General features: G+C 64.7%; 27 protein-coding genes. 14 read left to right on the forward strand and 13 right to left on the reverse strand.

Annotated elements, in window-relative coordinates:
- The first annotated feature begins 18 nt into the window (after positions 1 to 18).
- Together BLU67_RS12530 and BLU67_RS04275 are read left to right on the forward strand one after the other, a co-directional pair.
- Positions 19 to 264, forward strand: coding sequence for a polysaccharide deacetylase family protein (locus tag BLU67_RS12530; RefSeq protein WP_261977028.1), 246 nt, complete (start codon positions 19 to 21; stop codon positions 262 to 264).
- A 61-nt stretch (positions 265 to 325) separates the two neighbouring features.
- Positions 326 to 736, forward strand: a complete 411-nt coding sequence (locus tag BLU67_RS04275; protein WP_092562638.1) for a TM2 domain-containing protein — start codon at positions 326 to 328, stop codon at positions 734 to 736.
- A gap of 1 nt (position 737) precedes the next feature.
- Here the strand turns inward: BLU67_RS04275 and BLU67_RS04280 are convergent, their stop codons facing one another.
- From BLU67_RS04280 to nrdF, 3 genes are read right to left on the reverse strand one after another with little or no spacing between them, the layout of a single operon-like run.
- Complete coding sequence (locus BLU67_RS04280; protein WP_143027332.1) at positions 738 to 2078, reverse strand: glycoside hydrolase family 15 protein; 1341 nt, start codon at positions 2076 to 2078, stop codon at positions 738 to 740.
- Positions 2066 to 2299 carry a hypothetical protein gene (locus tag BLU67_RS04285; RefSeq protein WP_092562642.1) on the reverse strand — a complete coding sequence of 78 codons (234 nt, stop codon included), beginning with the start codon at positions 2297 to 2299 and terminating at the stop codon, positions 2066 to 2068. The genes BLU67_RS04280 and BLU67_RS04285 overlap by 13 nt, the downstream gene beginning before the upstream one ends.
- A gap of 6 nt (positions 2300 to 2305) precedes the next feature.
- On the reverse strand, positions 2306 to 3280 hold the full coding sequence (gene nrdF, locus BLU67_RS04290; protein WP_092562645.1) for a class 1b ribonucleoside-diphosphate reductase subunit beta: 975 nt from the start codon (positions 3278 to 3280) through the stop codon (positions 2306 to 2308).
- A gap of 92 nt (positions 3281 to 3372) precedes the next feature.
- On the opposite strand from nrdF, the gene BLU67_RS04295 reads away from it, so the two are divergent.
- Positions 3373 to 4332, forward strand: coding sequence for a Sir2 family NAD-dependent protein deacetylase (locus BLU67_RS04295; RefSeq protein WP_092562648.1), 960 nt, complete (start codon positions 3373 to 3375; stop codon positions 4330 to 4332).
- On the opposite strand, the gene BLU67_RS12230 is transcribed toward BLU67_RS04295, so the two are convergent.
- Entirely contained in the window at positions 4310 to 5173 is an 864-nt protein-coding gene (locus BLU67_RS12230; RefSeq protein WP_092562651.1) for a DUF3152 domain-containing protein, read from the reverse strand. The genes BLU67_RS04295 and BLU67_RS12230 overlap by 23 nt on opposite strands.
- Before the next feature lie 50 nt (positions 5174 to 5223).
- On the opposite strand from BLU67_RS12230, the gene BLU67_RS04305 reads away from it, so the two are divergent.
- Positions 5224 to 5616 carry a hypothetical protein gene (locus tag BLU67_RS04305; RefSeq protein WP_092562654.1) on the forward strand — a complete coding sequence of 131 codons (393 nt, stop codon included), beginning with the start codon at positions 5224 to 5226 and terminating at the stop codon, positions 5614 to 5616.
- Here the strand turns inward: BLU67_RS04305 and BLU67_RS04310 are convergent.
- Positions 5594 to 6898 carry an alpha/beta fold hydrolase gene (locus BLU67_RS04310; RefSeq protein ID WP_092562657.1) on the reverse strand — a complete coding sequence of 435 codons (1305 nt, stop codon included), beginning with the start codon at positions 6896 to 6898 and terminating at the stop codon, positions 5594 to 5596. The two genes, BLU67_RS04305 and BLU67_RS04310, sit on opposite strands and share 23 nt — an antisense overlap.
- Positions 6895 to 7323: a hypothetical protein gene (locus BLU67_RS12535; RefSeq protein WP_092562660.1), complete on the reverse strand. Its 429-nt coding sequence runs from the start codon at positions 7321 to 7323 to the stop codon at positions 6895 to 6897. Before BLU67_RS12535 ends, BLU67_RS04310 begins: the two co-directional genes overlap by 4 nt.
- An 84-nt stretch (positions 7324 to 7407) precedes the next feature.
- Between BLU67_RS12535 and BLU67_RS04320 the strand changes: the two genes are divergently transcribed.
- From BLU67_RS04320 to BLU67_RS04335, 4 genes are all read left to right on the forward strand, one after another.
- A complete protein-coding gene (locus BLU67_RS04320; RefSeq protein ID WP_092562662.1) occupies positions 7408 to 7929 on the forward strand; it encodes a ferritin in 522 nt (173 codons plus the stop codon).
- Positions 7930 to 7960: 31 nt separating this feature from the next.
- Positions 7961 to 9736 (forward strand): hypothetical protein, encoded by a 1776-nt coding sequence (locus tag BLU67_RS04325; protein ID WP_143027335.1) that lies wholly within the window; start codon positions 7961 to 7963, stop codon positions 9734 to 9736.
- A gap of 15 nt (positions 9737 to 9751) precedes the next feature.
- On the forward strand, positions 9752 to 9964 hold the full coding sequence (locus BLU67_RS04330; RefSeq protein ID WP_092562668.1) for a TOBE domain-containing protein: 213 nt from the start codon (positions 9752 to 9754) through the stop codon (positions 9962 to 9964).
- 74 nt (positions 9965 to 10038) lie between these two features.
- Complete coding sequence (locus BLU67_RS04335) at positions 10039 to 10761, forward strand: type 1 glutamine amidotransferase domain-containing protein (protein ID WP_092562671.1); 723 nt, start codon at positions 10039 to 10041, stop codon at positions 10759 to 10761.
- On the opposite strand, the gene dnaB is transcribed toward BLU67_RS04335, so the two are convergent.
- Entirely contained in the window at positions 10758 to 12122 is a 1365-nt protein-coding gene (dnaB, locus tag BLU67_RS04340; protein WP_092562767.1) for a replicative DNA helicase, read from the reverse strand. The genes BLU67_RS04335 and dnaB overlap by 4 nt on opposite strands.
- A 324-nt stretch (positions 12123 to 12446) precedes the next feature.
- Between dnaB and BLU67_RS04345 the strand changes: the two genes are divergently transcribed.
- The 4 genes from BLU67_RS04345 to BLU67_RS12065 are packed head-to-tail and all read left to right on the forward strand — an operon-like array spanning position 12447 to position 15143.
- Positions 12447 to 13805, forward strand: coding sequence for an MATE family efflux transporter (locus BLU67_RS04345; RefSeq protein WP_261977026.1), 1359 nt, complete (start codon positions 12447 to 12449; stop codon positions 13803 to 13805).
- Between the two features lie 26 nt (positions 13806 to 13831).
- Positions 13832 to 14260, forward strand: coding sequence for an HIT family protein (locus BLU67_RS04350; RefSeq protein ID WP_092562676.1), 429 nt, complete (start codon positions 13832 to 13834; stop codon positions 14258 to 14260).
- Positions 14261 to 14263: 3 nt separating this feature from the next.
- On the forward strand, positions 14264 to 14641 hold the full coding sequence (locus BLU67_RS04355; protein ID WP_092562679.1) for a thioredoxin family protein: 378 nt from the start codon (positions 14264 to 14266) through the stop codon (positions 14639 to 14641).
- The gene (locus BLU67_RS12065; RefSeq protein WP_143027336.1) at positions 14550 to 15143 is read left to right on the forward strand and encodes a TetR/AcrR family transcriptional regulator; all 594 of its coding nucleotides are present in this window, start codon (positions 14550 to 14552) and stop codon (positions 15141 to 15143) included. The genes BLU67_RS04355 and BLU67_RS12065 overlap by 92 nt, the downstream gene beginning before the upstream one ends.
- Here the strand turns inward: BLU67_RS12065 and BLU67_RS04365 are convergent.
- Both BLU67_RS04365 and BLU67_RS04370 read right to left on the reverse strand, forming a co-directional pair.
- Positions 15140 to 15679, reverse strand: coding sequence for a hypothetical protein (locus tag BLU67_RS04365; RefSeq protein ID WP_092562685.1), 540 nt, complete (start codon positions 15677 to 15679; stop codon positions 15140 to 15142). The two genes, BLU67_RS12065 and BLU67_RS04365, sit on opposite strands and share 4 nt — an antisense overlap.
- The gene (locus tag BLU67_RS04370) at positions 15676 to 16989 is read right to left on the reverse strand and encodes an MFS transporter (RefSeq protein WP_092562688.1); all 1314 of its coding nucleotides are present in this window, start codon (positions 16987 to 16989) and stop codon (positions 15676 to 15678) included. The genes BLU67_RS04365 and BLU67_RS04370 overlap by 4 nt, the downstream gene beginning before the upstream one ends.
- Before the next feature lie 103 nt (positions 16990 to 17092).
- Here BLU67_RS04370 and BLU67_RS04375 point away from each other — a divergent pair, with 103 nt between their 5' ends.
- A complete protein-coding gene (locus tag BLU67_RS04375; protein ID WP_092562691.1) occupies positions 17093 to 18310 on the forward strand; it encodes an exonuclease domain-containing protein in 1218 nt (405 codons plus the stop codon).
- Here BLU67_RS04375 and BLU67_RS04380 read toward each other — a convergent pair.
- Positions 18307 to 19575, reverse strand: a complete 1269-nt coding sequence (locus BLU67_RS04380) for an MFS transporter (RefSeq protein ID WP_092562694.1) — start codon at positions 19573 to 19575, stop codon at positions 18307 to 18309. The genes BLU67_RS04375 and BLU67_RS04380 overlap by 4 nt on opposite strands.
- A 136-nt stretch (positions 19576 to 19711) precedes the next feature.
- Here BLU67_RS04380 and BLU67_RS04385 point away from each other — a divergent pair, with 136 nt between their 5' ends.
- A complete protein-coding gene (locus tag BLU67_RS04385) occupies positions 19712 to 20587 on the forward strand; it encodes an inositol monophosphatase family protein (RefSeq protein WP_092562697.1) in 876 nt (291 codons plus the stop codon).
- Here BLU67_RS04385 and BLU67_RS04390 read toward each other — a convergent pair.
- The 3 genes from BLU67_RS04390 to BLU67_RS04400 form a co-directional block, all read right to left on the reverse strand.
- Positions 20584 to 20793, reverse strand: coding sequence for a hypothetical protein (locus tag BLU67_RS04390; RefSeq protein ID WP_092562700.1), 210 nt, complete (start codon positions 20791 to 20793; stop codon positions 20584 to 20586). The genes BLU67_RS04385 and BLU67_RS04390 overlap by 4 nt on opposite strands.
- 229 nt (positions 20794 to 21022) lie before the next feature.
- Entirely contained in the window at positions 21023 to 21526 is a 504-nt protein-coding gene (locus BLU67_RS04395; protein WP_092562703.1) for a DUF4411 family protein, read from the reverse strand.
- Positions 21526 to 22683, reverse strand: a complete 1158-nt coding sequence (locus tag BLU67_RS04400) for an ImmA/IrrE family metallo-endopeptidase (protein ID WP_092562706.1) — start codon at positions 22681 to 22683, stop codon at positions 21526 to 21528. The genes BLU67_RS04395 and BLU67_RS04400 overlap by 1 nt, the downstream gene beginning before the upstream one ends.
- Positions 22684 to 22692: the final 9 nt, after the last annotated feature.

Below are 22692 nucleotides of genomic sequence, written 5' to 3' on the forward strand. Positions count from 1 at the left end.
CGTTTAGATTCGCCGTCGTTGCGCAGCTACGCCGATCTCGGTTTGACGGCCGTGCTGTGGTCCCACCATTTCCCCGGCGCCCACGCCGCCGAGGTGCGGAAGCGAAACGAAGCCTCCGCTTCGCCCGGCATGATCGCCCTCGCCCACGATGGTCGGAGCGATCCAAGCGATGAACTCATGAGTGAACTCGATACCTTCATCGGCAACCTCACGGCCAAGGGATACATGTTTGTCACGGTCAGTGAACTGGTCAAACGGTCGTAGCAATGCCGTTAACCGCGCTGATAATCTCGCTTATGAAGGCTGCGAGAAGCTAGGAGCATCGATGTCTACGCCTCACGATCCGTGGCAGGATGAGCGCCGCAATCCCCCGCACCAGTCCGGGCCGCGCTATTCCTATCCAGATGCTCACTATGCTCAGGGCGGCCCAGAGAATCCGGTTCCTGAAAACTACCCTCAGCCGGATCCGTACTACGCTCCTTATCCCCCGCTTCGACCCGCCCATGTCTCCCACCGTTCGCGCATTCTTGCAGCCCTGTTAGCGCTCTTTCTCGGGACCCTGGGAATCCACAACTTCTATCTCGGCTTTATCGGCCGCGGTCTCGCGCAGCTCCTCATCACGGTTTTCACGCTCGGATTTGGCGCAGTCATTACCGCGATCTGGGCGATTATTGAGGCGATCTTGCTGCTCGTTAACACGCAATCGATCGATGCCGAGGGACGGATCCTTCAGTAGCTCACGGGCGAGCTGTCTCCAGGGTTTTCTCAAGCGGTTCGTGGTCATCCAACGCTAGGTAGGCGAGGACGACGTTGGCAGCGGACCAGGCAAGCGGTGCCACCGCGCTCGGCTTTCCTTCGACGGAGACTTTTTCGGGGATCGCTCCCGTCTGCGTGGTGTGGGCGGCCGTCCACGCCAAGATCTTCTTGGCTTTCGTCGCTAACCCCGCCTCCGCCGCCACCCAGGCGTGCAGCGTAGTTTCGGGTGTCCACGACAGGCCATCCTTCTTCCACCCGGCCCCCGGAGCGTAGCCGCCGGATACCTCGACGAACTGGCGGGGCAGAGATTCCTGCCAAGCTTCGAAAGCCCCGGGCAGTGCGAGCGGTTGGAAGGGTGGGAGCGTGAACGCCACCGCAGCATCGGGCGCCGTGCCTCCGCCGTAACGGCCATAGTCTGGCCCGAAATGCTCCACAATCTCGTCAACGAGTCGGGCCGCCGTGGCCTCGGCGAGCACCACGATGCGTGAGTGTTCCTCCGACAGCTCGATCCCTTCCACGATGGGTGAAACGGCCCGCAACCCGGCGAGGGTCACCGCAGCCGTCGATAGCGTCAGGCTGGTTTCGCCACGCTCCCAGTAATCCGAGCTCGGCGCAGGCAGACCCGTGGCGGTTTCCCGCAGCATCGCATCCGTCGCCGCGAGAATGGACGTTCCGAACTCTGCCCAGAGAGCGCTTCGCTCATCCGGTCCCATGTGTGGCACGAGTTGGGAGAGTCCCCAGACGTACCAACCCACCGATTCGAACTGCGCTGAGCGGTCGTCGGGAGGAGTGCCATCCGGCTTATATCTGGCCCGGAACGTCCCATCATCGAGCTGGTGCGCGGCGAGAAACCGGTAGATCTCGGTCGCTGACTCAAGCTGCCCGGTTCTCGCTAGCGCAGTACCAACAAAGGCAGCGTCTCGCGGCCACACGTACCGCCAATTCGCCGACCAGCCGGCATACGCCACCCGCTGGGTGGGCACGATTCCGGCAACTTTCGGCGACAGCGTCGACACATCGCGCAGGGCGTTGCGTGCGAGCGCCGCAAGGGCCTGGCCCTCATCCGTCTCGGGAGTACTCGGGGCCGGCGAGGCAACCGACCACCCCTTGTCGCAGGCATCCAAGATCACCGACGAAGCCGCGTCTCCGACGGGGATCTCCTGGATCTGACCGTCCTTGTTAGGGCAGACGCCAGCCTGGAAAAGTGCCTGGGCTGGCGGATAGCTGCGGTGGCCGGACACCGCAGCTGCCGCGATCAGGGTGCCCACGGCAAGAGCGAGGACTGATAGGAGCTTGCGCCGCTTCGTTCCTATCCGGTCCATGTGTTCATGACATCGCCGAAGCGCTCGCCACTGAATCTAATGAGCACGTATCCAAGGAGGTTTAATCCGAGCGCAATCGGAAACACCACCCAGCTGACCGGATCGCCATTCACGACGTTGTAGATGACGACTGCCACCATCAACACGGTGAAGGCGATACCAAGCCACAAGATGATCGCACCGAGGAGCGGGATCCAGCGTCGTCCCGTGCCCTTAGCCATTCGGAGCTAGAACTCCCAGTCCTCGTCCTCGGTCTCTTCGGCCTTACCCATGACGTAGGAAGAACCGGAGCCAGAGAAGAAGTCGTGGTTTTCGTCGGCATTCGGGGACAGGGCAGCGAGGATCGCCGGGTTCACGGCCGTCGCATCCTTCGGGAAGAGCGCCTCGTACCCAAGGTTCATCAGTGCCTTGTTCGCGTTATAGCGCAGGAACATCTTGACGTCTTCGGTCAGGCCGAGCGGATCGTAGAGATCTTCGGTGTACTGCTCTTCGTTGTCGTAGAGCTCATCGAGCAGCTCGTAGGTGAAGTCCTTCAGCTCGGCCTGGCGCTGAGCCGACTGGTTCTCGATCGCGCGCTGGTACTTGTATCCGATGTAGTAGCCGTGGACAGCTTCGTCGCGGATGATCAAGCGGATGAGGTCAGCGGTGTTGGTCAGCTTGGCGTGCGCGGACCAGTACATCGGGGCGTAAAAGCCGGAGTAGAACATGAAGGACTCGAGCATGACCGAGGCAATCTTGCGCTTTTCCGGGTCATCGCCGTGGTAGAGCCCGAGGATAACCTCGGCCTTCTTCTGCAGGTTCGGGTTCTCCTCGCTCCAGCGGAAGGCTTCATCGATTTCCGCGGTCGAGATCAGGGTGGAGAAGATCGAGGAGTAGCTCTTAGCGTGGACCGACTCCATGAAGGCAATGTTGGTCAGGACCGCTTCTTCGTGCGGCGTCGTGGCGTCCGGCAGCAGTGAGACGGCGCCGACCGTGCCCTGGATCGTGTCGAGCAGCGTCAGGCCGGTAAAGACGCGGGTCGTCATCGTCTTCTCGTCCTCGTTCAGCGTCGCCCAGGACTGGATGTCGTTGGATACCGGCACCTTCTCCGGCAGCCAGAAATTCGCGGTGAGACGATCCCAGACTTCTTGGTCCTTCTCGTCCTCGATGCGGTTCCAGTTAATGGCCTTCACAGCGTCAATGATCTTGAGCTTTTCAGTCACGTCTCATCCTTTGTGAGCTTGGAGGGTGTCTGGCCCAATGGTGACACATTTTTGCGCTCGAGACACTGGGCGCGCGATAGCCTGAAGGCACCATGGCCGACAACGATTCCTTCGATACCTCCCACCCTGCGGCGCTCGCGCATCACAGCGCAATTCGCTCGATTCAGCGCGTCGTCGCGGAAACGGCGCCGCTGCAGGACGCGAACATCGCGAGCGCCGGGATTTTGCGGCTGCTGCGCGAGACGCGGCCGCTGGTGCTCACGGGCGCGGGGGTTTCCACGGATTCGGGGATCCCGGACTATCGCGGCCCGAACGGCTCGCTGGTGCGGCACCGGCCCATGACCTATCAGGAGTTTCGCCACGACCCGAAGGCGCGTCACCGCTATTGGGCGCGCTCCTTTGTGGGCTGGCGGCACATGGATCGGGCGCGGCCCAACCGGGCGCACGAGATTTTGGCGTCGTGGGCGGCATCGGGGTTGATCGCCGGGCTCGTGACGCAAAACGTCGACGGGCTGCATGCCGAGGCGGGCGCGGCGGACGTCGTTACTCTGCATGGCGATCTCGATATTGTGCGCTGCCTGGACTGTGGCGCGACGGAGGCGCGCGCGTCGCTCGATGCTCGGCTGGCGGCGGCAAACCCCGGCTACCTGGATGCGGTTCGGGTGGCCCCCGAGCTCGTCAATCCCGATGGCGATGTCACGCTCGATCAGGCGTGGGTCGATCGTTTCGTCATGGCGCCCTGCCTCGTGTGTGGTTCGCTCGCGCTGAAGCCCGACGTTGTCTACTTCGGGGAGAACGTGCCCGAGGTGAAAAAGTCGCGGGCGCGCGAGCTTGCGGCTGCGGCGGGCTCGGTGCTGACCGTCGGGACGAGCCTTGCGGTGACGAGCGGGTATCGCTTCGTGCTCGATGCGAAGGCGGCGGGAAAGCCCGTCGGGATCATTAATGGTGGGCCGACGCGCGGCGATGCGAAGGCCGATTACCGCTGGCGCAGCGACGTGGCGAGTGCGCTCGCCTGGCTGGATGCCCGCGTTAGGGGTTCGGCCAGCCGTTAGGGGTGCAGGGCGCGGTCTTCAGGGTCTGCTGCTGCATGACGTGGGCGACCTCGCCGGGGCCGGCGCACTTTTCGTGTAGCTGGCTGAGCAGGTGCCCGACCTCGTGGTTGATGAGGTAGTTGCGATACTCACTGAGGGTGCCGCCGGCCTCGGTGAAGGCCTCGGCGCCCTCGGACCAGCGCACGACGTTAATGACGGCGGCATCGCCGCGCTGGCAGGAAACCCGGCCGTGGGTGGGTAGCGGCGCGCAGAGTTTGTCGACGGTGTCCGGGGAGGCGAGGACGACGCGGATCTGGCCGCCGGAGGCGACCTGGGTGAAGGTGCGAGGCCAGGAGCGCGGATCGTTGAGGATGCCGTGGACGCGTTCGGCGAAGACGTCCGGATCGACCGGCAGGCCTTCTTCCACCTCGATGCGGTAGGGCATCGGCTGACCCTTCTCGCGTCCCGGCTTATCCTTCGAGACCGGCTGCAGCGTGCCCGAGGCGAGCTGCGGGATTTCGCCCGAGAGCATGCCGCCCTCATCGGCCGTCGGCGTTGGTGACGGCGTGGGGCTCGGCGATGGCGTGGGCGTGGGGCTCGGGGTGGCGGGCTCCGTCGTCGCCGGAGGTGTGGCCTTGGCCAGGCCGTTCGCGACCTGCGGCGCGGGTAGCGGCGTCGCCGTCGGGGTGGTGGCCGTGCGGGCGGGGCCCACGTCGTAGGTGGGCAGCAGGATGATGCCGGTCAGGCCCGCGACAAAGCAGACGAGGATGATGGCACGCGCAACCGCCGCGCGGGCCGGAGAGGGCGCGCGCGATGCACCGGGGGGTCGCCGGCGCCGGGAGGGATCGGGCGCGGTAGGCATCGGGTTTAGCCTAACGGGTTACGGCCGCGGGCACGTGCCAGACTAGTGTCATGCACACCACCGTGAAAGCGCTGTATTTTGCGAGCCTTGCCGCCCAGGCCGCGGCGCTTGGGATTCCCGGGCCGCGTTCGGCGCGCCAGCCGCGCCCGGCCGCGGCGGGTTCGCAAGTCTCCGCGACGGTCAAGGTGCTGCGGCTCGCGCCGCCGGGCGCCGACAAGCTCGTGCACGCTGCGCTGTTTGCCGCGCCGACGTTTCTAGGCCTGCGCGCGGGGTTCTCGCCGCTGCTCGTCGTCGGCAGCCAGCTCATTTTTGCGCCCGCGAGCGAGCTCGCGCAGGAGGAAGTCGTCGCCGGGCGCGGCGGGGCGCTGTCCGATGTGGCCGCCGACCTTGCCGGGGTCGCGCTTGGGGTCGCGGCGGCCGCTATTGCTTCGCGAGGTCGATGAGGCGGCCCAGGACTTCGCCGCTGGAGGCGCGCAACCCGTCGTGCTGGTACTCGTTGGTGAGCCAGACCCGAGCGCCGAGCATATCCGCGAGCGCGAGGGAGTATTCCGTCGGCACGAACATGTCCTCCGCGTAGACCGCGGCCGCGACGGGCACGTCGTTTTCGGCAAGGACCGCTTCGTCGTAGAGCGGGCTCCAGTCGGTCTTCGCGGCGAGGAGCTCCGCGGTGCCCTTCAGCGGGATGAGCGCGGGATCCTCGTCGAACTGCCAGGGGTAAATGTGCTCGCCGGTGAGGTAGAACTGCTCGCCGTCGGGCGAGTCGTCCTCGGCCATGCCGTCGAACTCGCTGCGGATGCGATCGGCCGCCCAGGCCGTGGGGATGCCGGCGAGGGCGGGCGTGGCGCCGGCGTAGATCGTCTCATGCATGAGGGCGTACAGCGGCCGATCGGCGAAGGAGAGCTGGTCGGCGGCGCGCACGAGGAACGGGATCGACAGGCGGCGTCGGCCGCGCACGGTGACGAAGGGGTCTTCCAGCAGGAAGTGCAGGGCGTCGAAGCCCGTCGTCGTGCCAAGGTTCATGCCGAGGGTGCGAAAGCGTCGGGCGCTGAGGCGCTCGCCGGTGGGCAGGCGCTCGTCGGAGGCTTCCAGGTGGCGCGCGATCTCGCGGATGAGTTCGGCGTCGGGGAAGCGCTCGAGGTAGACGCGATTGCGCCGGATCGTTTGCGCGTAGGTGCGGCGGTAGATGTCGTCGACGCTGACGCCGACGCCTGGTAGCCCGCCGGTGATATAGACCCCGGCGAGGCCCTCCGGCGCGCGCGAGAGGTAGGTCGTGAGGCAAAAGCCGCCGTAGGACTGGCCTAGCGCGAACCACGGCCCGGAGCCGAGCGCGGCGCGGAAGTCCTCGGCATCGGCAACGATCGCGTCGGCCCGGAAGTGCGTGAGGTAGTCCGCGCGCTCGGCATCGCTGCCGAGGCCGGAGAGCGTGAGTTCGTCGAGGCGGTGGGAGCGCCCGGTGCCGCGCTGGTCGAGCAGCAGGACGCGGTATTCCTTCAGCGCCCGACCGATCCAGCCGCTCGTGGGATCTCCCTGGCGGGGCGAGGGCGAGCCGGGCCCGCCCTGCAGGAAGACGAGGTAGGGGCGGTTCTCGCCGCCGTCGGCGATGATCTCGCGCGCGAAGACGGGGATGAGTTCGCTGGCCGAATCGCTGCGATCTAGCGGCAGGTGCAGCGTGTGCTCGTGGACCGTACAGCCGTGGACCCGGTAGGTCAGCGTCGCGGGCGTCACTCGATTGCTCCCGCGATCGCACCGAGGGCAGCCAGGCCGATCGCCTGCCGCGTGTGGGCGCCGCTCACGCCGGCGGCGCGGCGGGCCTCGCCGCGCGCGAAGATCTTCTTTTCGATCCACACCGTCAGCGCGATCGATGCCCCCGTCAGGGCAAGACCGCCCGCGATGAGGGTCGGCGTCGGAATATCGGCGAGGGTCTCGGCGAAGTCCTCGCGGTCGTCCGGTTCGATCTCCACTTCGGCGTTACGCTGGTGTTGGACGACCGCCGCACCCATCGCGCCGATGAGTGCAGTCTTGATGACGGTGCGCAGAGCTCGAGAGCGAATCACATCCGGCAGCGCGTAGTACACGAAGCTGCCCGCACCGACGGCGAGCGCTAATTGCGGGTTAATTCGGACATCGATGGCGGTCTGCTCTTCGCTCATACTCCCATCGTAGGGGGTGGGCCAGCGCCGCTAAAAAGTGCTCCACGGTGGTTAGTGTCGGCGATTCCGCCTAGCCTTGTGACCATGGACATACCTGCAAAGCTCCTTGCCGCCTACAACGATCAAATCACCCTCGAACTCACTGCCGAGACGGTCTACCGCCAACTCGCCATCGAGCTCGATTACCTGGACCTGCCGGGCATGGCTACCTGGATGCGGATCCAGGCGGAAGAAGAGGTCGTGCACGCCAACCGCTTCATCGACCACGTCCTCGATCGCGACGGCCACCCCGAGATCGGGACGATCGAATTCCCCACCGTCAAGGTTTTGACGTCCATTGACGCCTTCGAGGCCGCGCTCAAGCACGAGCAGAAGGTCTCCGAGTCGATCCGCGCCCTCTATCGTCTCGCCCGCGATGAGGACGACATCGACTCCTTCCCGCTCCTCTATGATTTCGTTAACGAGCAGATTGAAGAGGAATCCACTGTCTCGGAGATCATCGGTCGCATCAAGATGATCGGCGATGACGGCCCCGGAATCCTTCGCCTGGACGCCGAGCTCGGTGCCCGGTCCACCGTCGACCCGGAAACTGCTCAGGGCCTGTAACCGCCACCTTCCATGTCAATCGGAGTGAACAATGTCGAATAGCAATTCGTCGGGGGGACCTGTTCCACCGCAGCCACAGCCGCAGCCGCAGCAGCCGCCAACGGCGGCCTACCAGATGCCGGCGGGTGCCTCAGCCGCTCAGGTGCCGCCGATTCTGAGCAAGTACAGCGATGCCATCAAGTCTGGCGCGATCACGGCAAGTCTCATGTGGGTGACGGCTTTCGTTGTTGGCCTTCTTGGTCTGCTTCTCCTCATGGCCGTCTCTGGTGGGACCGGTCCCTTCAACGCCTCGTTCATCGCGCTGCTGTTTATTGCGGCAGGGATGTCCTTCGGCGGTGGCATCCACATGAGCGGCGGTGGGCCCCTGTTCGGCGATCAGGGGGCGCACGCGTCGATCGCCGTGCTGACCGGCACCATCATCGTGTCGATCGTCGGCTACTTCATCTTGAAAAAGCTCCGAAAGAACCGCCCCTTCGGATCCCTCGGTGCGCTGGTTGCCGGGATTGTGTCGCTCTGGTTGACGCTCTACCTCATGCACCTGGTGCTCTCCGCGATCGGGTCCCTGTTCCGCACCGGCGGATCCTTCTCGATCACGATGCGATCGGGTTTCGGCTTTCCTATCGTGGCCATCTTCCTCATCGCTCTCGTCCTGTGCGTGATCCTCGAGATCAATCGGATTACGGTCGCCGATACTCCGCTGAAGCTCTGGGGGATTCGCGCTCGGGAAGCCTTCCCGTTCCTCGCCTACACGATGCTTGGCACGGGTCTCATCACGCTGGTGGTGCTCGTGCTCGGCGGATTGTCCACCGGGGAACTACGCAGCACGGGCGCCGGTGGCGGATTCGCGGCGGCTATTTTTGCTCTCGGCCACCTCTTCTTCGCAGGGCCCGGACTCGCAATCGGGTCTCCGATGACCTTCAGCTCTCCCGGGGCGGGGTTCGGCTCCTATTCCGCAGGACTGTTTAGTTTCTTGCCCGCCTGGGCCTCGCTGATTTCGATCGTCGCCGCGTTGGCACTGCTGTTCGGCCTCGCGGTCTATCTCAGCCGCAAGCTGCCCCCAGCACCGATGATTCGGACCGGGGTATTTGCCGTGGTCTTCGCTATAGCCGGCATTATCGCGATGATTCTGACCGGGATCTCGGGCGAGCTCGGCATTCTCGAAGAATTGAACGCGCTCGGCGTGAGCGGCTTTGGCTCCGGAAGGATGGGGATGTCCTTCATCCTCGTCTTCGCTTATGCCCTGTGGGGTGCCACGATTGATCTCGTCGCTCGTTTCGTCGTTCCGGGAGCATTGCCGGCACTGAAGCAGGCCAAGCAGAAGGTGCAGCAGGTGAACCAGCCGATCGCGCCACCCGCCGCACCCGCTGCTCCCTCGGAAACGCCGCCGGCGTGGAATGCTCCGCAGTCAACTGCGGTCCCGCCCGCTGCTCCGCCGAGCGCGGCCCCCGATCAGCCACAGCAAAGCCCCACCCACGATTGGGGTCAGGCGCCGTCGATCCACGAGACACCAACCACTCAGCTGCCAACGCCCGCGCCGGAAAACCCATGGGAGCGACCCGCTCCTGCCTCCGAGGCATCTCAGCAGGGCCGCGGACATGACTGGGGCACCGGCATCCCTTCGGATCCAGCGCCGCGTGCGGACGACGTGGACAAGACCCGCCAGTTCGAGACGGTCGCCGAGGAACCCGCACCCTTCCCGGTCGTGGAGTCAGAGGACTCGGATCATGATTCTGCTGGCCTTGGGTATCCCGAGACGGAACAACGCAATATCGACGGACCCCCGGCGCCCCCGCCGCCGCCCGCCTAGAGAATGGAGAACCTCATGAAGATGTCCATTCGAAACCAGATCACCGGAAAAGTCGTGTCCGTAACCAAGGGCGAAGCCATGGCTACGGTCAAGGTCGAGATCGTAGGCGGTCACACGCTTACCTCCTCGATCACTCGCGAGTCCGCAGATGATCTCGGGCTTGAGCCCGGTAAGGACGTGACCGTACTGGTCAAGTCCACGGACGTCGCCCTCGGCGTCGAGGGCTAACTCCTCAGCGCTACGGCCCGGTTACTCCGCACGGCGTGACCGGACCGCTTGCATCCCCACGAGAAAGGTCCATCATGACGACCGTCCTTATGGTCTTGTCCGCCGCCCGGTTTTGGACACTGTCCGACGGAACGAAACACCCCACCGGCTTTTGGGCCGAAGAATTCGTCGTCCCCTACGAGACCTTCCGGCAGGCCGGCTGGGACGTCACCGTCGCGACACCCCACGGCGCCACTCCCGTCGTCGACGACATCAGCCTGAGCGTGACAGGTGGTGGCGGCCTACCCGGAACCATCAATGAGCTGAAGAAGAAACTCGCCGAGCTTCAGCCCATCCTCGACCATCCCGTTGATCTGTCCGATGTCGATCCGGACGACTTCGACCTCATCTTTTACCCCGGCGGTCACGGCCCCATGGAAGACCTCGCTCACGATCCCGTCTCCGGAGCATTGCTATCCAAGCGGATCACCTCCGACCGCCCGCTAGCGCTGCTCTGCCATGCTCCGGCGGCGATACTCGCGGCCACGAAGGATGACGAAACCAATCCGTTCGCCGGCCGGAAAATGACCGGATTATCGAACGCCGAGGAGAAACTCAACTCCTTTGGTCGCAAGGCGCCCTGGCTGCTGGAAGACGAACTCAAGCGCGTCGGAGTCGACTACTCAAAGGGGCTGATCCCCTTGCGTTCGCACATCGTGATCGATGGCAACTTGTTCACCGGGCAAAACCCAAAGTCGTCCAAAGACCTCGCCGAGGCAATCGTTGAGCGGTTGAGTTCATCCTCGCCCGCGCGCTAGTTCGCCATATCGGCAAAGCGCGCGTAGTGGCCCTGGAAGGCAACGCCGATCGTTGCCGTGGGACCATTACGATGCTTGGCCACAATAATGTCCGCCTCGCCCGGACGCTCCTCACTGGGCCCATAGGCATCTTCGCGGTGCAGCAGCATGACGACGTCAGCGTCCTGCTCGAGTGATCCCGATTCACGCAGGTCGCTCATCATCGGTTTCTTGTCGGTTCGCTGTTCCGGTCCACGGTTCAGCTGCGCCACCGCGATCACGGGAACTTCGATCTCCTTTGCCAGGAGCTTGAGCGCACGCGAGAACTCCGAGACTTCCTGCTGACGGGATTCCACCCGCTTGCCCGAGCTCATGAGCTGCAAATAGTCGACCACCACGAGCTTCAGATCGTGCTGCTGCTTGAGCCGGCGACACTTGGAGCGAATCTCCATGAGCGACATGTTCGGCGAGTCATCGATGAACATCGGGGCTTCCGACAACCGTGACAACGTCGCGGCAATATTGGCCCAGTCCTGATCTGACAGGTACTTACCCTTGCGCAACTCCTGCAGCATGATCCCGGATTCGGCGGCAAGGATACGGGTCGTCATCTCGGTGCGGGACATTTCCAGCGAGAAGACAACCGAGGCGAGCTTGTTGTGCACCGAGGCGGAGCGGCAGATATCGAGCGCAAGCGTCGACTTACCGATCGCCGGGCGGGCCGCGATGATGATCATCTGGCCGGGATGCAGACCGTTCGTCAGCTGATCGAGATCCCGGAAGCCGGTGGGGACTCCCATGAGCCCATCGGTGCTCGCAGCCGCAGTCTGAATTTCCTCGGTGACCTCGTCGAGGATATGGCGAAGTGCCACATAGTCTTCGGTGTTGCGGTTTTCCCCCACCGCGTAGACCTCGGCCTGAGCCGAGTTCACGAGGTCTTCAACGTCGCCGCCGTCCGTGGCGTAACCGAGCTGGGCGATCCGGGTTCCTGCCTCCACGAGGCGACGCAGCACGGCCTTCTCCCGCACAATCTGCGCATAGAACGCAGCATTCGAGGCGGTGGGAACCGACGAGATCAGCGTATGGAGGTAGGGAGCTCCCCCGACGCGGCTAAGTTCCCCACCCTTTTGCAGCTGATCGGCGACCGTCACGGCATCGGCGGGCTGACCGCGCGAATACAGATCGGTGATGGCATCGAAGATGAGCGAGTGCGAGGGCTGATAGAAGTCCGTGGACCGCAGTTCGGTCACCACGTCCGCGATCGCATCCTTGGACAGCAACATGCCGCCGAGGGTGGAGATTTCGGCCGTGATGTCATGCGGAGGCGTGCGGTCATAGCCGCCGGAGTTATATCCGTAATCCTCGGGAGGGGCGTCGCTCATGAAGTGGTGATGTTCCTGGTCGATGTGGGGCGCTGGCACACAGCACATTCGATTGTACCCAGGTGATCCGACAGTTCTAGCGGGAGTTTGACCACCCTTTGACCTTCCTGTGGATGACCGCCCTAAATCGTGTGGGTAACCCCTAAAACCCTGTGGAATTGCTGTGTGCGACGCGCCGACGCTATCCCCAAAGGGGGGATAACTATGTGGATAACTGTGGATAGTTCCTTCTGGACGAAACAAAAAATCCCGTAGAATCGGTCCGCGACCTATCCACGTGGTGTGGATAGCCAGAGCATTTTTCCACCAGTGATGGAGCAACCTGTGAACACCCCTAACCCTCCACATGAGGTTCAAGGTTCGCAGCCGCCGGCACCCATCCATCGTCAGATTCTGTCCCTCGCGCTGCCTGCGCTCGGGGCGCTCATCGCGGAACCGATCTTCGTCCTGGCCGACTCCGCCATGGTCGGACACCTAGGTCTCCACGAGCTCGCGGGCCTCAGCCTCGCCTCGACGATCCTCATGACCGTCGTCGGGCTGTGTGTCTTCCTCGCCTACGCGACGACGGCGGCGACTGCCCGCAAGGCCGGGGCGGGCGACCGGCCGGGTGCCGTCCGCGACGGGATTGACGGCATGTGGCTCGCCCTGCTCCTGGGGCTCATCCTGACCGCAGCCCTGCTGGCCTTTGGTTCCCCGCTCGCGCGCGCGTTCAACCCCGATCCGCTCACGCTGCCGCATGCGCTTGCCTACCTGCGGGCTTCGGCTCCCGGGATCCCCGGCATGCTGCTGGTGCTCGCGGCGACGGGCGTGCTGCGCGGCCTGCTCGATACGAAAACCCCGCTCATCGTCGCCTCGATCGGAGCCGTGGCGAATATCGGAGCGAACGCCGCTCTCATCTACGGGCTGCGGATGGGGGTGGCCGGCTCGGGACTTGGGACCGCCCTGGTGCAGACGGCGATGGGCCTGGCGCTCGCCACGATCGTCGGGATCAAGGCACGCAAGCTCGGCGTGACGCTCGGTCCCCGCGGCACCGGTCTGCTCGCGTCGACCAAGTCCGGCGTCCCGCTGCTCATTCGCACGGCCGCGCTGCGCCTGGCGCTGCTCGCGACCGTCGCGACGGCCACGGCCCTCGGGCCCGTCGTGCTCGCCAGTCACCAGATCGTCAACTCCGTGTGGGGCCTGACAGCCTTCGCGCTCGACGCGCTTGCGATCGCCGCCCAGGCACTCGTGGCACAGGGCCTGGGGGCCTCCGACGCCGACCGCGTCCGCTCGATGCTCCGGATTATGGTGCGATGGGGACTCGCCGCCGGCGCGGTCATCGGGATCGTCATTGCGGCCGGCGCATGGCTCATCGTTCCGCTATTTACCAGCTCGCCGGAGGTGCGCGCCGCGGCCGTCGGCGGCCTCATCGTCATCGGTATCCTCATGCCGCTCGCGGGCTACGTCTTCGTTCTCGACGGGGTCCTCATCGGCGCGGGCGATGGCCGCTTCCTGGCGTGGGCGGGCATCCTCACGCTCGTTGCCTACCTGCCGGCGCTCTGGTTCGTGTCCCGGTTCGCGCCGGGCGGCACATGGGGCGTCATCTGGTTGTGGATCGCGATGGCGGGAGTCTTCATGGCTGCTCGCGCCGTGGTCCTGGGGCTGCGATCGCGCGGCACAGCCTGGATGCGACTCGGCATCTGAGGTGGGCCCCGCGATAGGCTGCCGGTATGGCTTCTATCTTCACGAAAATCATCAATGGCGAGATCCCCGGACGCTTCGTCTGGCAGGACGAGAAGGTCGTCGCCTTCCTCGATGCCTTCCCACAAACCGATGGGCATGTCCTCGTCGTCCCGCGCGAGGAGATCGATCGCTGGACGGATATGCCGGCCGATCTGGCCGCCCACATGTTTGCCGTCGGGCACACGATCGGTAAGGAATTGCGCGAGGAGTTCGACGCTGAGCGCACGGGCGTCGTCATCGAGGGCTTTGCCGTGCCCCACACGCACCTGCACCTGTTTCCGGCCAATGGCTCGGATGACTTCGATGCTGACCACAAGAAGGGCGCGACCGATGACGCCACGATGACGGAAGTCGCGCGCCGCATCCGCGCGGCACTCCGTGCCGCCGGGCACGCCGAGTTCGTGCCCGAGGACTAAGCGATGCGCCTGCTGAAAAAGCTCCTCGGGGTCGACAAGCCGACCATCACGATTGAGGCGAGCGACGAGACCTTCCCCGAGCTCATCTCCTCGCGCAAGATCGTCTTCGTTGACTATTGGGCGACGTGGTGCGGGCCATGTACGCAGTTCTCCCCGATCTTCGAGGACGTGGCCAAGGCGATGCAGGGCGATGATGTGGTCCGCTTTGTGGCCGTCGATGTCGACCAGTGCCCGCGGGCAGCGGGGGCCGTCGGGATTCAGTCCGTTCCGACCGTCATCGCGTTCGTCGATGGGAGCCCGATCGCGCGCACCGGACCATCCTCGCGCGCCGGACTGGAGGCGTTCATCGCGAAGGTCCGCGGGGTCGCGGGCATCGCCTAGAACCCTTGCGCCGATCGGCGGCGCGGGTCGTAGCGGCGGCGACCAATCGCTCATTCACCACTATTTCGGCTCCAAGGAAGAACTCTTCGACGCCGTCCTTGGCGCGACGATCAACCCCGATGCCTTCGACCTCGAGCTCTCCCCCGACGACAGTGACAGCTGGGGCGCCGAGCTCGTGCGCGCGGGCGAACGCGCGTGGGCATCGGCTGCGGGACCCGCGATGATCGCGCTCGTGCGGCACTCGATCGGCGGGAACTCTGCGCTGCTGCGCACGTTTATCACCACCCGGCTCATCACGCGCCTCGCCACCCATGCGCGCGGCGACGAGGCCGAACGCCGGGTCCGGGCCTCGGCCGTCGGCAGCCAGATGGTGGGCCTCATGATCGCGCGGCACGTTGTACGGATCGAACCGCTCGCCTCCCTCGAGGTGGAGGACGTCGTCCGACTGTACGGCCCTACGATCCAGCGCTACCTCACCGGCGAGATCGAGGGGCTCGGCTAGGCGAAGTACTCGGCGGCGATGTCGACGTCTTGCTCGTAGCGGCGGTAGATCAGCAGACTGAGGACGCAGATCCCGACGAGTCGTTCGTCGGCGTCGGCGACGATATCGACCGTCGAGCGCCGCGCATCGAGCGGGCGCAGTGTCGCGATCCCGCGGTTGCCGTGGGTGATCGCCACGTCGCCGCCGAAGCGCACCTTGATCGTCAGTTCCTGGCCGGCGACGATCCCGTCGGCGGAAAACCGCATGAAGTTCGCCAGTTTGCGTTCCTGCAGTTCGTCGGTGCCGGAGGCGTGGGCGATGAGGATGCGGTTGCGCAGCGGGTTGGTGACGCCGCGGCGGCGAATCCCCATGACGACGTCGGCGCCGGAAATCGGCGAGAACCGGAACGTTCCGGAGGCCTCCGCACCCGAGAGTTCCGCGCGCGAGATATGCCCGACGAGCGCGCCCGTGTGATCGAGGATCTCGACGAGGCCGAGCGGCCGGCCCGCGCCGCTCGCGGCGCGCGGTCCAATGCGGAGGCGCAAGATGCTCGTCATCGTCCCACACTCACTTCCTCCAGCGTCCGCCCCACAAGGACGCCGGCAACCCCGAGCCCGCCCAAAAACGCGAGCGCGGCGAGCGGCCCGAAGGCGGTCAGCGCCGAGGAGATGCCGCCCGTAATGAGCAGGATCACGCCCATCGCGGTGTTTGCGACCGCCACGTACTGGGTGCGCTTATCGCCCTCGGCCATGTCGACGACGTAGGTCTTGCGCGCCACGCGCACGCCCGTGTGGATGAGCGTGAGCAGGAAGAAGATCACCGGCCCCCACCACCACTGGGTGATGAGCGGCTCGATCCAGTTCGAGGCGATGAAGATGACGACGAGCGCGGAGGCGATGCCAGCGCCGTAAATCATCGTCTTGCGCGAGGATCGATCAGAGACGACCCCGGAGACGCGACCGCCGAGCAGCGCGGCCACACCCGAGGCGATGATGAACGTCGCGACCGACGACATCGACGATCCCGAGCGCTGCGCGGATAGCGCCACGACGAAGGGCGGCGCGAGCGCCGAGACGAGCAGCAGTGAGCGCACGATGACGAAGCGACGGAAGGGCGCGTCGTCGACGAACAGCCGCCAGGAATCGCTCACCCAGGAGCTGCGTTCGCGCTCGGTGGGCACCTCATCGCCCTCCCCCTCGCGCACGCCGCGGAAAATGATCGCGCCCACGACGAACGCGAGCGCCGCGCCGCCGATGACGAGCGCGAGGACGGGCCGCGAGAGGTCCTCGCCGCCAAAGACGCGGATGGCGAGGCCCACGGTGACCGCGACGATGCCGGAGATCATCGTCGACAGACCGGAGACCCGGCCGCGCAGGCCCTTGGGCATCGTGCGGCCCTGGATGTCTTTGGAGGCGATCGAGTTCAGCGAGCGCGAAAGCGCCTGGATTGCGAGCCCGATGAGCACGACGGATCCGGCGAGGACGCCCGAAAGCGTCGCCGCGGCGATCGCGATGAGGGCGACGCCGACGGCCTGGCCGATGGCGCCCGCGATCCAGATCCCTGCGCGCGTGCGGCGCGAGCGCACCCACGGTTGCATCGCGGCCTGGGGCAGCATCGAACCGGACTCGCGGATCGGCACGAGCAGGCCCGTCATCCACCCGGGCGCGCCCGTCGCCGCAATGACCCACGGCAAAACGGTCGAGGCCTTAGCCGCCTGATCCGCGATGTTCTGCATGGCGTTTGCGAGCACGAAGGTCATCGAGTTGTGCCGGATATTGTGGCGCGCTTCCTCGTTGAGCTCATGGGCGTCTTCGTGTTCGGCGTCGCGCTGCAGCAGACGATCGATCAGGGGCTTGGGCTGGCTCACCCCTCCAGTTTCTCAACTCGAGGCGACATTTACACGTTTGCAAGCCCTCAGCGATCGCGGGCGGGCTAGGCTGAGGGCACGTCTGCCATTCCAGTGAGGTCCAGTGTCGGGTTTTTGCGTCATCGATTTTGAAACGACGGGGTTTGCTGCCGAGCACACCGATCGGATTGTCGAAGTGGGGGTGGTGCTGCTCGATCGGACCGGGGCGAAAGAAGACTCCTTCACGACGCTCATCAACCCGAAACGAGATGTCGGCGCCTCCCACATCCACCGCATTACCGCCGCCGAAGTCCTCGATGCGCCAGAGTTTTCCGAGATCTGTGACGACCTGCTCGACATGGTGACCGGCCGCGTCGTCGTTGCCCACAACGCCGTCTTCGATATGCGCTTCCTGCATGCCGAGCTCTCGCGGGCCGGCTATTCGCTTTCCGAGCGCCCGCACGCCGTGTGTTCGATGCAGTGGTCCCGCCACGTTCTTGGTACCTCGAAGCTCGAGCACTGCTGCGAAGCCTTGGGCATCCACCTGACCAATGCCCACAGCGCCCTCGGCGATGCGGCGGCCACGAGCCAACTCCTGACCTCCCTCATCCCCTACACCATGCTCGATCCGCGGTGGGGCGATGATCTCGAACGATCCCAACGCTACGCGTGGCCACGCTCGCTCGGCCGGCGTGCGACGCGGATCGCGCGGCGCCACAGTGGCAAGCCCCCGGCTCCGAATTCGTGGATGGCTGAGCTCGTCTCACACGCCGTCGTCGCGGCCGATGAAACCGACGAGGCCGCCTACCTCGACCTGCTGTCCAAGGCGCTGCTGGATACGTCCATTTCCACGACGGAGGGCCGCGCGCTCGCGAGCCTCGCTCGGGTAAGCGGCCTGACCCGCGAGCGGGTGACGGAGCTCCACCGGCGCTTCTTGCGGTCGCTCGCGACGGAAGCCTGGACTGACGGCGTCATCACGCCGGATGAGTTCGCTGACCTCACGGCCGCAGCGCAGTGCATGGGGCTGTCCGCCTCAGACGTCACGCAGGCGCTCCAGGCCGCGAAGACTTCCGCCGAGCAGCCGCGCACCACCTTGCTTTCGGAGGGCGATCGCGTCGTCTTCACCGGGACACTTTCCCGGCCCCGCGAAGACTGGATCACCGAAATCCGCCACCACGGCCTAACAACCGGCGGGATTTCGAAATCCACGCGAGTGGTCGTGGCGGCGGATCCCGATTCCCTCAGCGGCAAGGCCCGCACCGCCCGCAACTACGGCGTACCCGTGATCTCGGAGGCCGCGTTCCGCAAGCACCTTGCCCAGTACACCGCAGCGCGCGGCTAGGCGATCTCGACGTCCTTCGTCTCGGGGATGAGGAAGAGCGTCGCGATGATGTCGATGACGTAGATGATCGCGAGCAGCCCGACGGCTAGCTGGAAGGAGTAGGCCGCGGCGATCGATCCGACGACGAGCGGCGCAAACCCGCCGACGCCGCGCCCGATGTTGAACAGCACGTTTTGCGCGGTCGCGCGCGAATGCGTCGGGTAGGACTCGGCGGTGACTGCACCGTAGCCGCCCATCATGCCGTTGACGAACATGCCGAGGAAGAAGCCGCCGATGAGCAGCGACATTTCGGTGGCGAGTTGGGCGTAGGCGATCACCGAGACGACCGCGCCAATCTGGAAGGCGATGAACGCGGGCTTCCGGCCGAGGTGATCGGCGAGATAGCCAAAGGCCATGATGCCGATCATCATCCCGAGCACGGTCACGCCCGTCCACACGGCCGATTTCTGGATCGACAGGCCGTGCGTCTTGGACAGGAACGTCGGCAGCCAGATCATGAGGCCGTAATAGCCGAAATTCTGCACACTCGTCAGGATCGTGATGCCGAGCGAGGTCTTCGTCGTGCGCGCATCCTTCACCAGCTCGTGGATCGGGAACCGGTCCTTCAGCGAGCGCCCAATGCCCTCGGCCTTGCGCTCCTCAAACGCTGCCGGCTCCTCGACGGTGTGGCGCACGAGGACGGCGACGAGCGCGGGCAGCACGCCGATGAAGAACAGCACGCGCCAGCCCCAGTGGTAGACGACGGCGGCGGAAACGAAGGTCGCGGCGAGCACGCCCACCTGCCACCCGATCGCCACGAAGCTCGTGGCCTTCGCGCGCAGCTTCGCGGGCCACGCCTCGGCGGCGAGCGTCATGCCGATGCCGTATTCCGCGCCGATGCCGACGCCCGCGATGAAGCGGAAGAGCGCGATCTGCCAGTAGTTTTGCGCCAGGCCGGTCAGTGCCGTGAACACGGCGAAGATGATGATCGACCACATGAGCACGCGCACGCGCCCATAGGTGTCGGCGAGCGCGCCAAAAATAAAACCACCTAACACTGCTCCCAAGAGCGTGTAGGTGGCGAGTGAGCCGGCCTCGGTTTGGGAAAGCCCCAATCCCCCGTCGGCCGGGGCCGCTGATATCGCCAGCAGCGCAAAGCCGAGGATGAGGAAGTCAAAGCCATCCATCGCGTATCCCACCATGGAGGCCCACACGGCCTTCCAGCGGTAGCGCGAATCGCCGGAATCCGCCGTGGTGGAGGGGAGATGTTCTCGGGTCGTAGTCATGCAGGTGTTCCCAACTGGTCATGGGGCGGACGCTTTGCGCCCGGCAAGTGGTACCCGAAGCACCAGAATAAAACTCTTGGTTACGACGAATCAAACGGGGTTACACATCCCGAACACCGCGACGTATGGTCAAGGCATGACGAACTTTCCCGCCGCCCTGCCCTCCCCCGCGAAGATCGCCGATCTTGCCTGCGATATCGCGGTCCGCGCCGCCACCAAGGCCAAGCAGCTGCGCGGCGAAGGCGTCACGGTTGCCGCAAGCAAATCCACCCCCACGGATCTCGTCACCGAGGCCGACCGCGCCACCGAGGCCTTCATCCGCGACGAGCTCGCCCGGCTGCGCCCCGGCGATGGGTTCTACGGCGAAGAATCCGGCGAACAGGCCTCCACGACGGGCCTGACGTGGGTCGTCGATCCCATCGACGGCACCGTCAACTACACCTACGACATCCCAGCGTGGGCCACCTCCATCGGGGTCGTCTACGCGGCCGGCCCCGCCGAGCCCGAGACGTGGACCCCTTACGCCGGCGTCGTCGTCAATCCCAACCTGCACGAGATCTGGCGCGCCTCCCACGGCGGCGGCGCCGAACTCATTCGCTACTCGATCGACGACGGCACCTACCACCACCACTCGCGTGAACTCCTCCACCTTGCCGGCCCGCGTGAGCTCGCCACCTCGCTCGCCGCGACGGGCTTTGCCTACGACGCCGACGTGCGCGTCGACCAGGCCCGCCAGGTCCTCGCGCTCATCGACAAGGCCGCGGACATTCGCCGCTTCGGCGCCGCGAGCCTCGACCTCGTGGGAGTCGCTGCCGGGCGCGTGCACGCCTACTTCGAAAAGGGCCTGCACCCCTTCGATCACGCCGCGGGCGCCCTCATCGCGCGCGAAGCCGGCGCGATCGTCGGCGGCCCGGGTCGCGGACGCGAGAACTGCGAGCTGACCTACGCCATCCACCCGGGGCTCGCCGCCGAGCTCCTCGACGTCCTCAGCGAGATCGGCCTGCCGGTCTAGTTTTCGTGCGCGTCGCGCAACGGATTGTTCGCGATCAGCGCGGTCGCAATGAGCACGATGAGCGCGACGGGCAGCGCCGCGATGAACACCGTGGTGATCGCCTCCGATAGCCCCGCGCGCACCGCGCCCGCGATCGTCGGCGGGATGTTCGCGAGCGCCACGGGATCGAGCACATTGCCGACGCCCTCCCCGGCGCTTGCACCCATGTGCTGTTCGGAGGCGCGTCCGCCCAACGAACAGGCTGGTTACACTCGGCGCTTTAGAACGGGACGTCGACTTACTTCGGCAGTTCACGGGTTTCGTGGCAGACCGTTTCCGTCCCGCTAGCTAAGCGTGTGACGCTGCCCCCGGCGCCTCCGACCCGGACGGCCTCGTGCGTCGCATCGAGGCCGTCTTAGCCTTTTCCCGCACCGCTCGCCTTGACCGCAAGGGGTCCTAGAAAAGGCGGTCCTTTGATCGAAGATCCAACTGGGCGCCGGTCTTGCGCAGCATGTCAAAGGTGTCTACAGACTCGACACCCATAGCCCTACAGGCGTCTGGGATGAATATCTTTCTACGCCTTGTGGGGTGGGATACTTCATGCGACACCACCGTGTGTTGGTGTTCTCGCGCATAGGCAACCAGTAGATAGTCTGCATCATTGGAGGTGAACTGCTGGATTGCGGACTGATTGAACCCGTTAGATGTTGCCCAACTCGTGAGCTCTTGAAAATGCCTAGTCGCTCCCTTGTCGAGAGGCCGGAAGAACGACGGATTGTCCTTCACCCACTTCGATACCTCATCCTCCTTGACAAGGAGCTCCTTCCGGACCGCGTCAAGGCTGCACGCGATTGACGAGGAATGAGCCTTCTCAAGCCAGTCCCAAAACCCCGGAGCAATGTCAAAGGCGTAGTATCGATTCTTTGCTTCAATGAAAACATTCGCGTCGAGCAAAAACATCAAGCCACCCCAAGCTCTGCGGCAAGATTCTCGAAAGTCTCGTGCTTTTTGGTTCCGAGGAGAGAGTACGCGTCGCGGTACGCAGTAGAACCGGAGCGAGCACTAGCAATTACGGACCGGGCGAACTGACGACTCAGGCGAAGTGGTTGAGTGTAGTAAAAATTCCCCCCTCCACTGCCGTTGTTCTGGCCCGCCAGCATGCCCACAACACGCAGGCGTTCCTGGTCATAGATCTCTGAAAACGCATCCCATTCCAGGAAGCCCGCGTCAAAGAGCCGCTTGAGCACCACAAGTGTGCTTGCTCTGAACATCCTTGCTAATCGATCGAGTTCTTCAGCGGCCACCCGACCCTTAAACTCTGACCGTAACGTTCTTGCGGGCACCAGAAACTCGGCAGCCACCGCATTGCACCATAGTTCGTCCCCTGTTCCCTCGAAGGCCTTCATAGAGGCATCGGAAAGAGCACTTCTACCTAGGCAAATATGAGCGAGTTCGTGGATCAGAGTAAAGAGCTGGGCTGCCTTGGTGTCGGCGCCGTTAACGAAGATCAATGGCGCAATGGGATCGGAGAGGGCAAACCCCCGAAACTCTTCTGGGTTCAGACTTCGGTGAGTGTTTGAACCGACTATGCCACTCACCATAACGAGCACTCCAAGGTCCTCGATACGATCGATCAACTGCCGAAGCGCGTCACTCCAGCTGGCGAATTCTGACCTATTCGCGAACTCAAACCCCAAGGCTCGTCTCAACTTCTGCGCGACGAGAAGGGGGGAGGACACAGTCGTTGCAGAGCCGACGAAATCTAGGTCGCGCATTCCGCTTTCACGAGCAAATTCGCGGTACCAATCTTGACGATCCTGACACAGATAGATGGTGTCCAGGAGATCAGCGGAGGGCCGCTCGATCCCCTGGCTTCGCATCGTCCTCATATCCGGAATTGGAATCTTCTCGACCGGTGGTTCTTGCAGAAATAGGAGCCCAAAGGGAGTGTGCGTATCGCGAGCGAACTTCTCGAGCTGCTTCAGTGTCGGTTCGACTTTTCCGTCGATCCAGTCCTGTAACCGCGGCGCCCGCCGATCGATCGTAGCCTTATCCCACCCTGCCCGGTTAACTGCCCAACGTAGGAGATCACCGACTACTTCTACGCGTATCGTCATCTAGCCAGC

This window comes from Bowdeniella nasicola (genome assembly GCF_900107735.1).
GTDB lineage: Bacteria > Actinomycetota > Actinomycetes > Actinomycetales > Actinomycetaceae > Bowdeniella > Bowdeniella massiliensis.

Bases quoted from the DNA above. Each gene is read 5' to 3' on its own strand.
- BLU67_RS04275 (WP_092562638.1), top strand. From the start codon at position 326: ATGTCTACGCCTCACGATCCGTGGCAGGATGAGCGCCGCAATCCCCCG.
- BLU67_RS04280 (WP_143027332.1), bottom strand. From the start codon at position 2,078: ATGGACCGGATAGGAACGAAGCGGCGCAAGCTCCTATCAGTCCTCGCT.
- BLU67_RS04285 (WP_092562642.1), bottom strand. From the start codon at position 2,299: ATGGCTAAGGGCACGGGACGACGCTGGATCCCGCTCCTCGGTGCGATC.
- BLU67_RS04295 (WP_092562648.1), top strand. From the start codon at position 3,373: ATGGCCGACAACGATTCCTTCGATACCTCCCACCCTGCGGCGCTCGCG.
- BLU67_RS12230 (WP_092562651.1), bottom strand. From the start codon at position 5,173: ATGCCTACCGCGCCCGATCCCTCCCGGCGCCGGCGACCCCCCGGTGCA.
- BLU67_RS04305 (WP_092562654.1), top strand. From the start codon at position 5,224: ATGCACACCACCGTGAAAGCGCTGTATTTTGCGAGCCTTGCCGCCCAG.
- BLU67_RS12535 (WP_092562660.1), bottom strand. From the start codon at position 7,323: ATGAGCGAAGAGCAGACCGCCATCGATGTCCGAATTAACCCGCAATTA.
- BLU67_RS04320 (WP_092562662.1), top strand. From the start codon at position 7,408: ATGGACATACCTGCAAAGCTCCTTGCCGCCTACAACGATCAAATCACC.
- BLU67_RS04325 (WP_143027335.1), top strand. From the start codon at position 7,961: ATGTCGAATAGCAATTCGTCGGGGGGACCTGTTCCACCGCAGCCACAG.
- BLU67_RS04330 (WP_092562668.1), top strand. From the start codon at position 9,752: ATGAAGATGTCCATTCGAAACCAGATCACCGGAAAAGTCGTGTCCGTA.
- BLU67_RS04335 (WP_092562671.1), top strand. From the start codon at position 10,039: ATGACGACCGTCCTTATGGTCTTGTCCGCCGCCCGGTTTTGGACACTG.
- dnaB (WP_092562767.1), bottom strand. From the start codon at position 12,122: ATGAGCGACGCCCCTCCCGAGGATTACGGATATAACTCCGGCGGCTAT.
- BLU67_RS04350 (WP_092562676.1), top strand. From the start codon at position 13,832: ATGGCTTCTATCTTCACGAAAATCATCAATGGCGAGATCCCCGGACGC.
- BLU67_RS04355 (WP_092562679.1), top strand. From the start codon at position 14,264: ATGCGCCTGCTGAAAAAGCTCCTCGGGGTCGACAAGCCGACCATCACG.
- BLU67_RS12065 (WP_143027336.1), top strand. From the start codon at position 14,550: ATGGGAGCCCGATCGCGCGCACCGGACCATCCTCGCGCGCCGGACTGG.
- BLU67_RS04365 (WP_092562685.1), bottom strand. From the start codon at position 15,679: ATGACGAGCATCTTGCGCCTCCGCATTGGACCGCGCGCCGCGAGCGGC.
- BLU67_RS04380 (WP_092562694.1), bottom strand. From the start codon at position 19,575: ATGACTACGACCCGAGAACATCTCCCCTCCACCACGGCGGATTCCGGC.
- BLU67_RS04385 (WP_092562697.1), top strand. From the start codon at position 19,712: ATGACGAACTTTCCCGCCGCCCTGCCCTCCCCCGCGAAGATCGCCGAT.
- BLU67_RS04390 (WP_092562700.1), bottom strand. From the start codon at position 20,793: ATGGGTGCAAGCGCCGGGGAGGGCGTCGGCAATGTGCTCGATCCCGTG.
- BLU67_RS04395 (WP_092562703.1), bottom strand. From the start codon at position 21,526: ATGTTTTTGCTCGACGCGAATGTTTTCATTGAAGCAAAGAATCGATAC.
- BLU67_RS04400 (WP_092562706.1), bottom strand. From the start codon at position 22,683: ATGACGATACGCGTAGAAGTAGTCGGTGATCTCCTACGTTGGGCAGTT.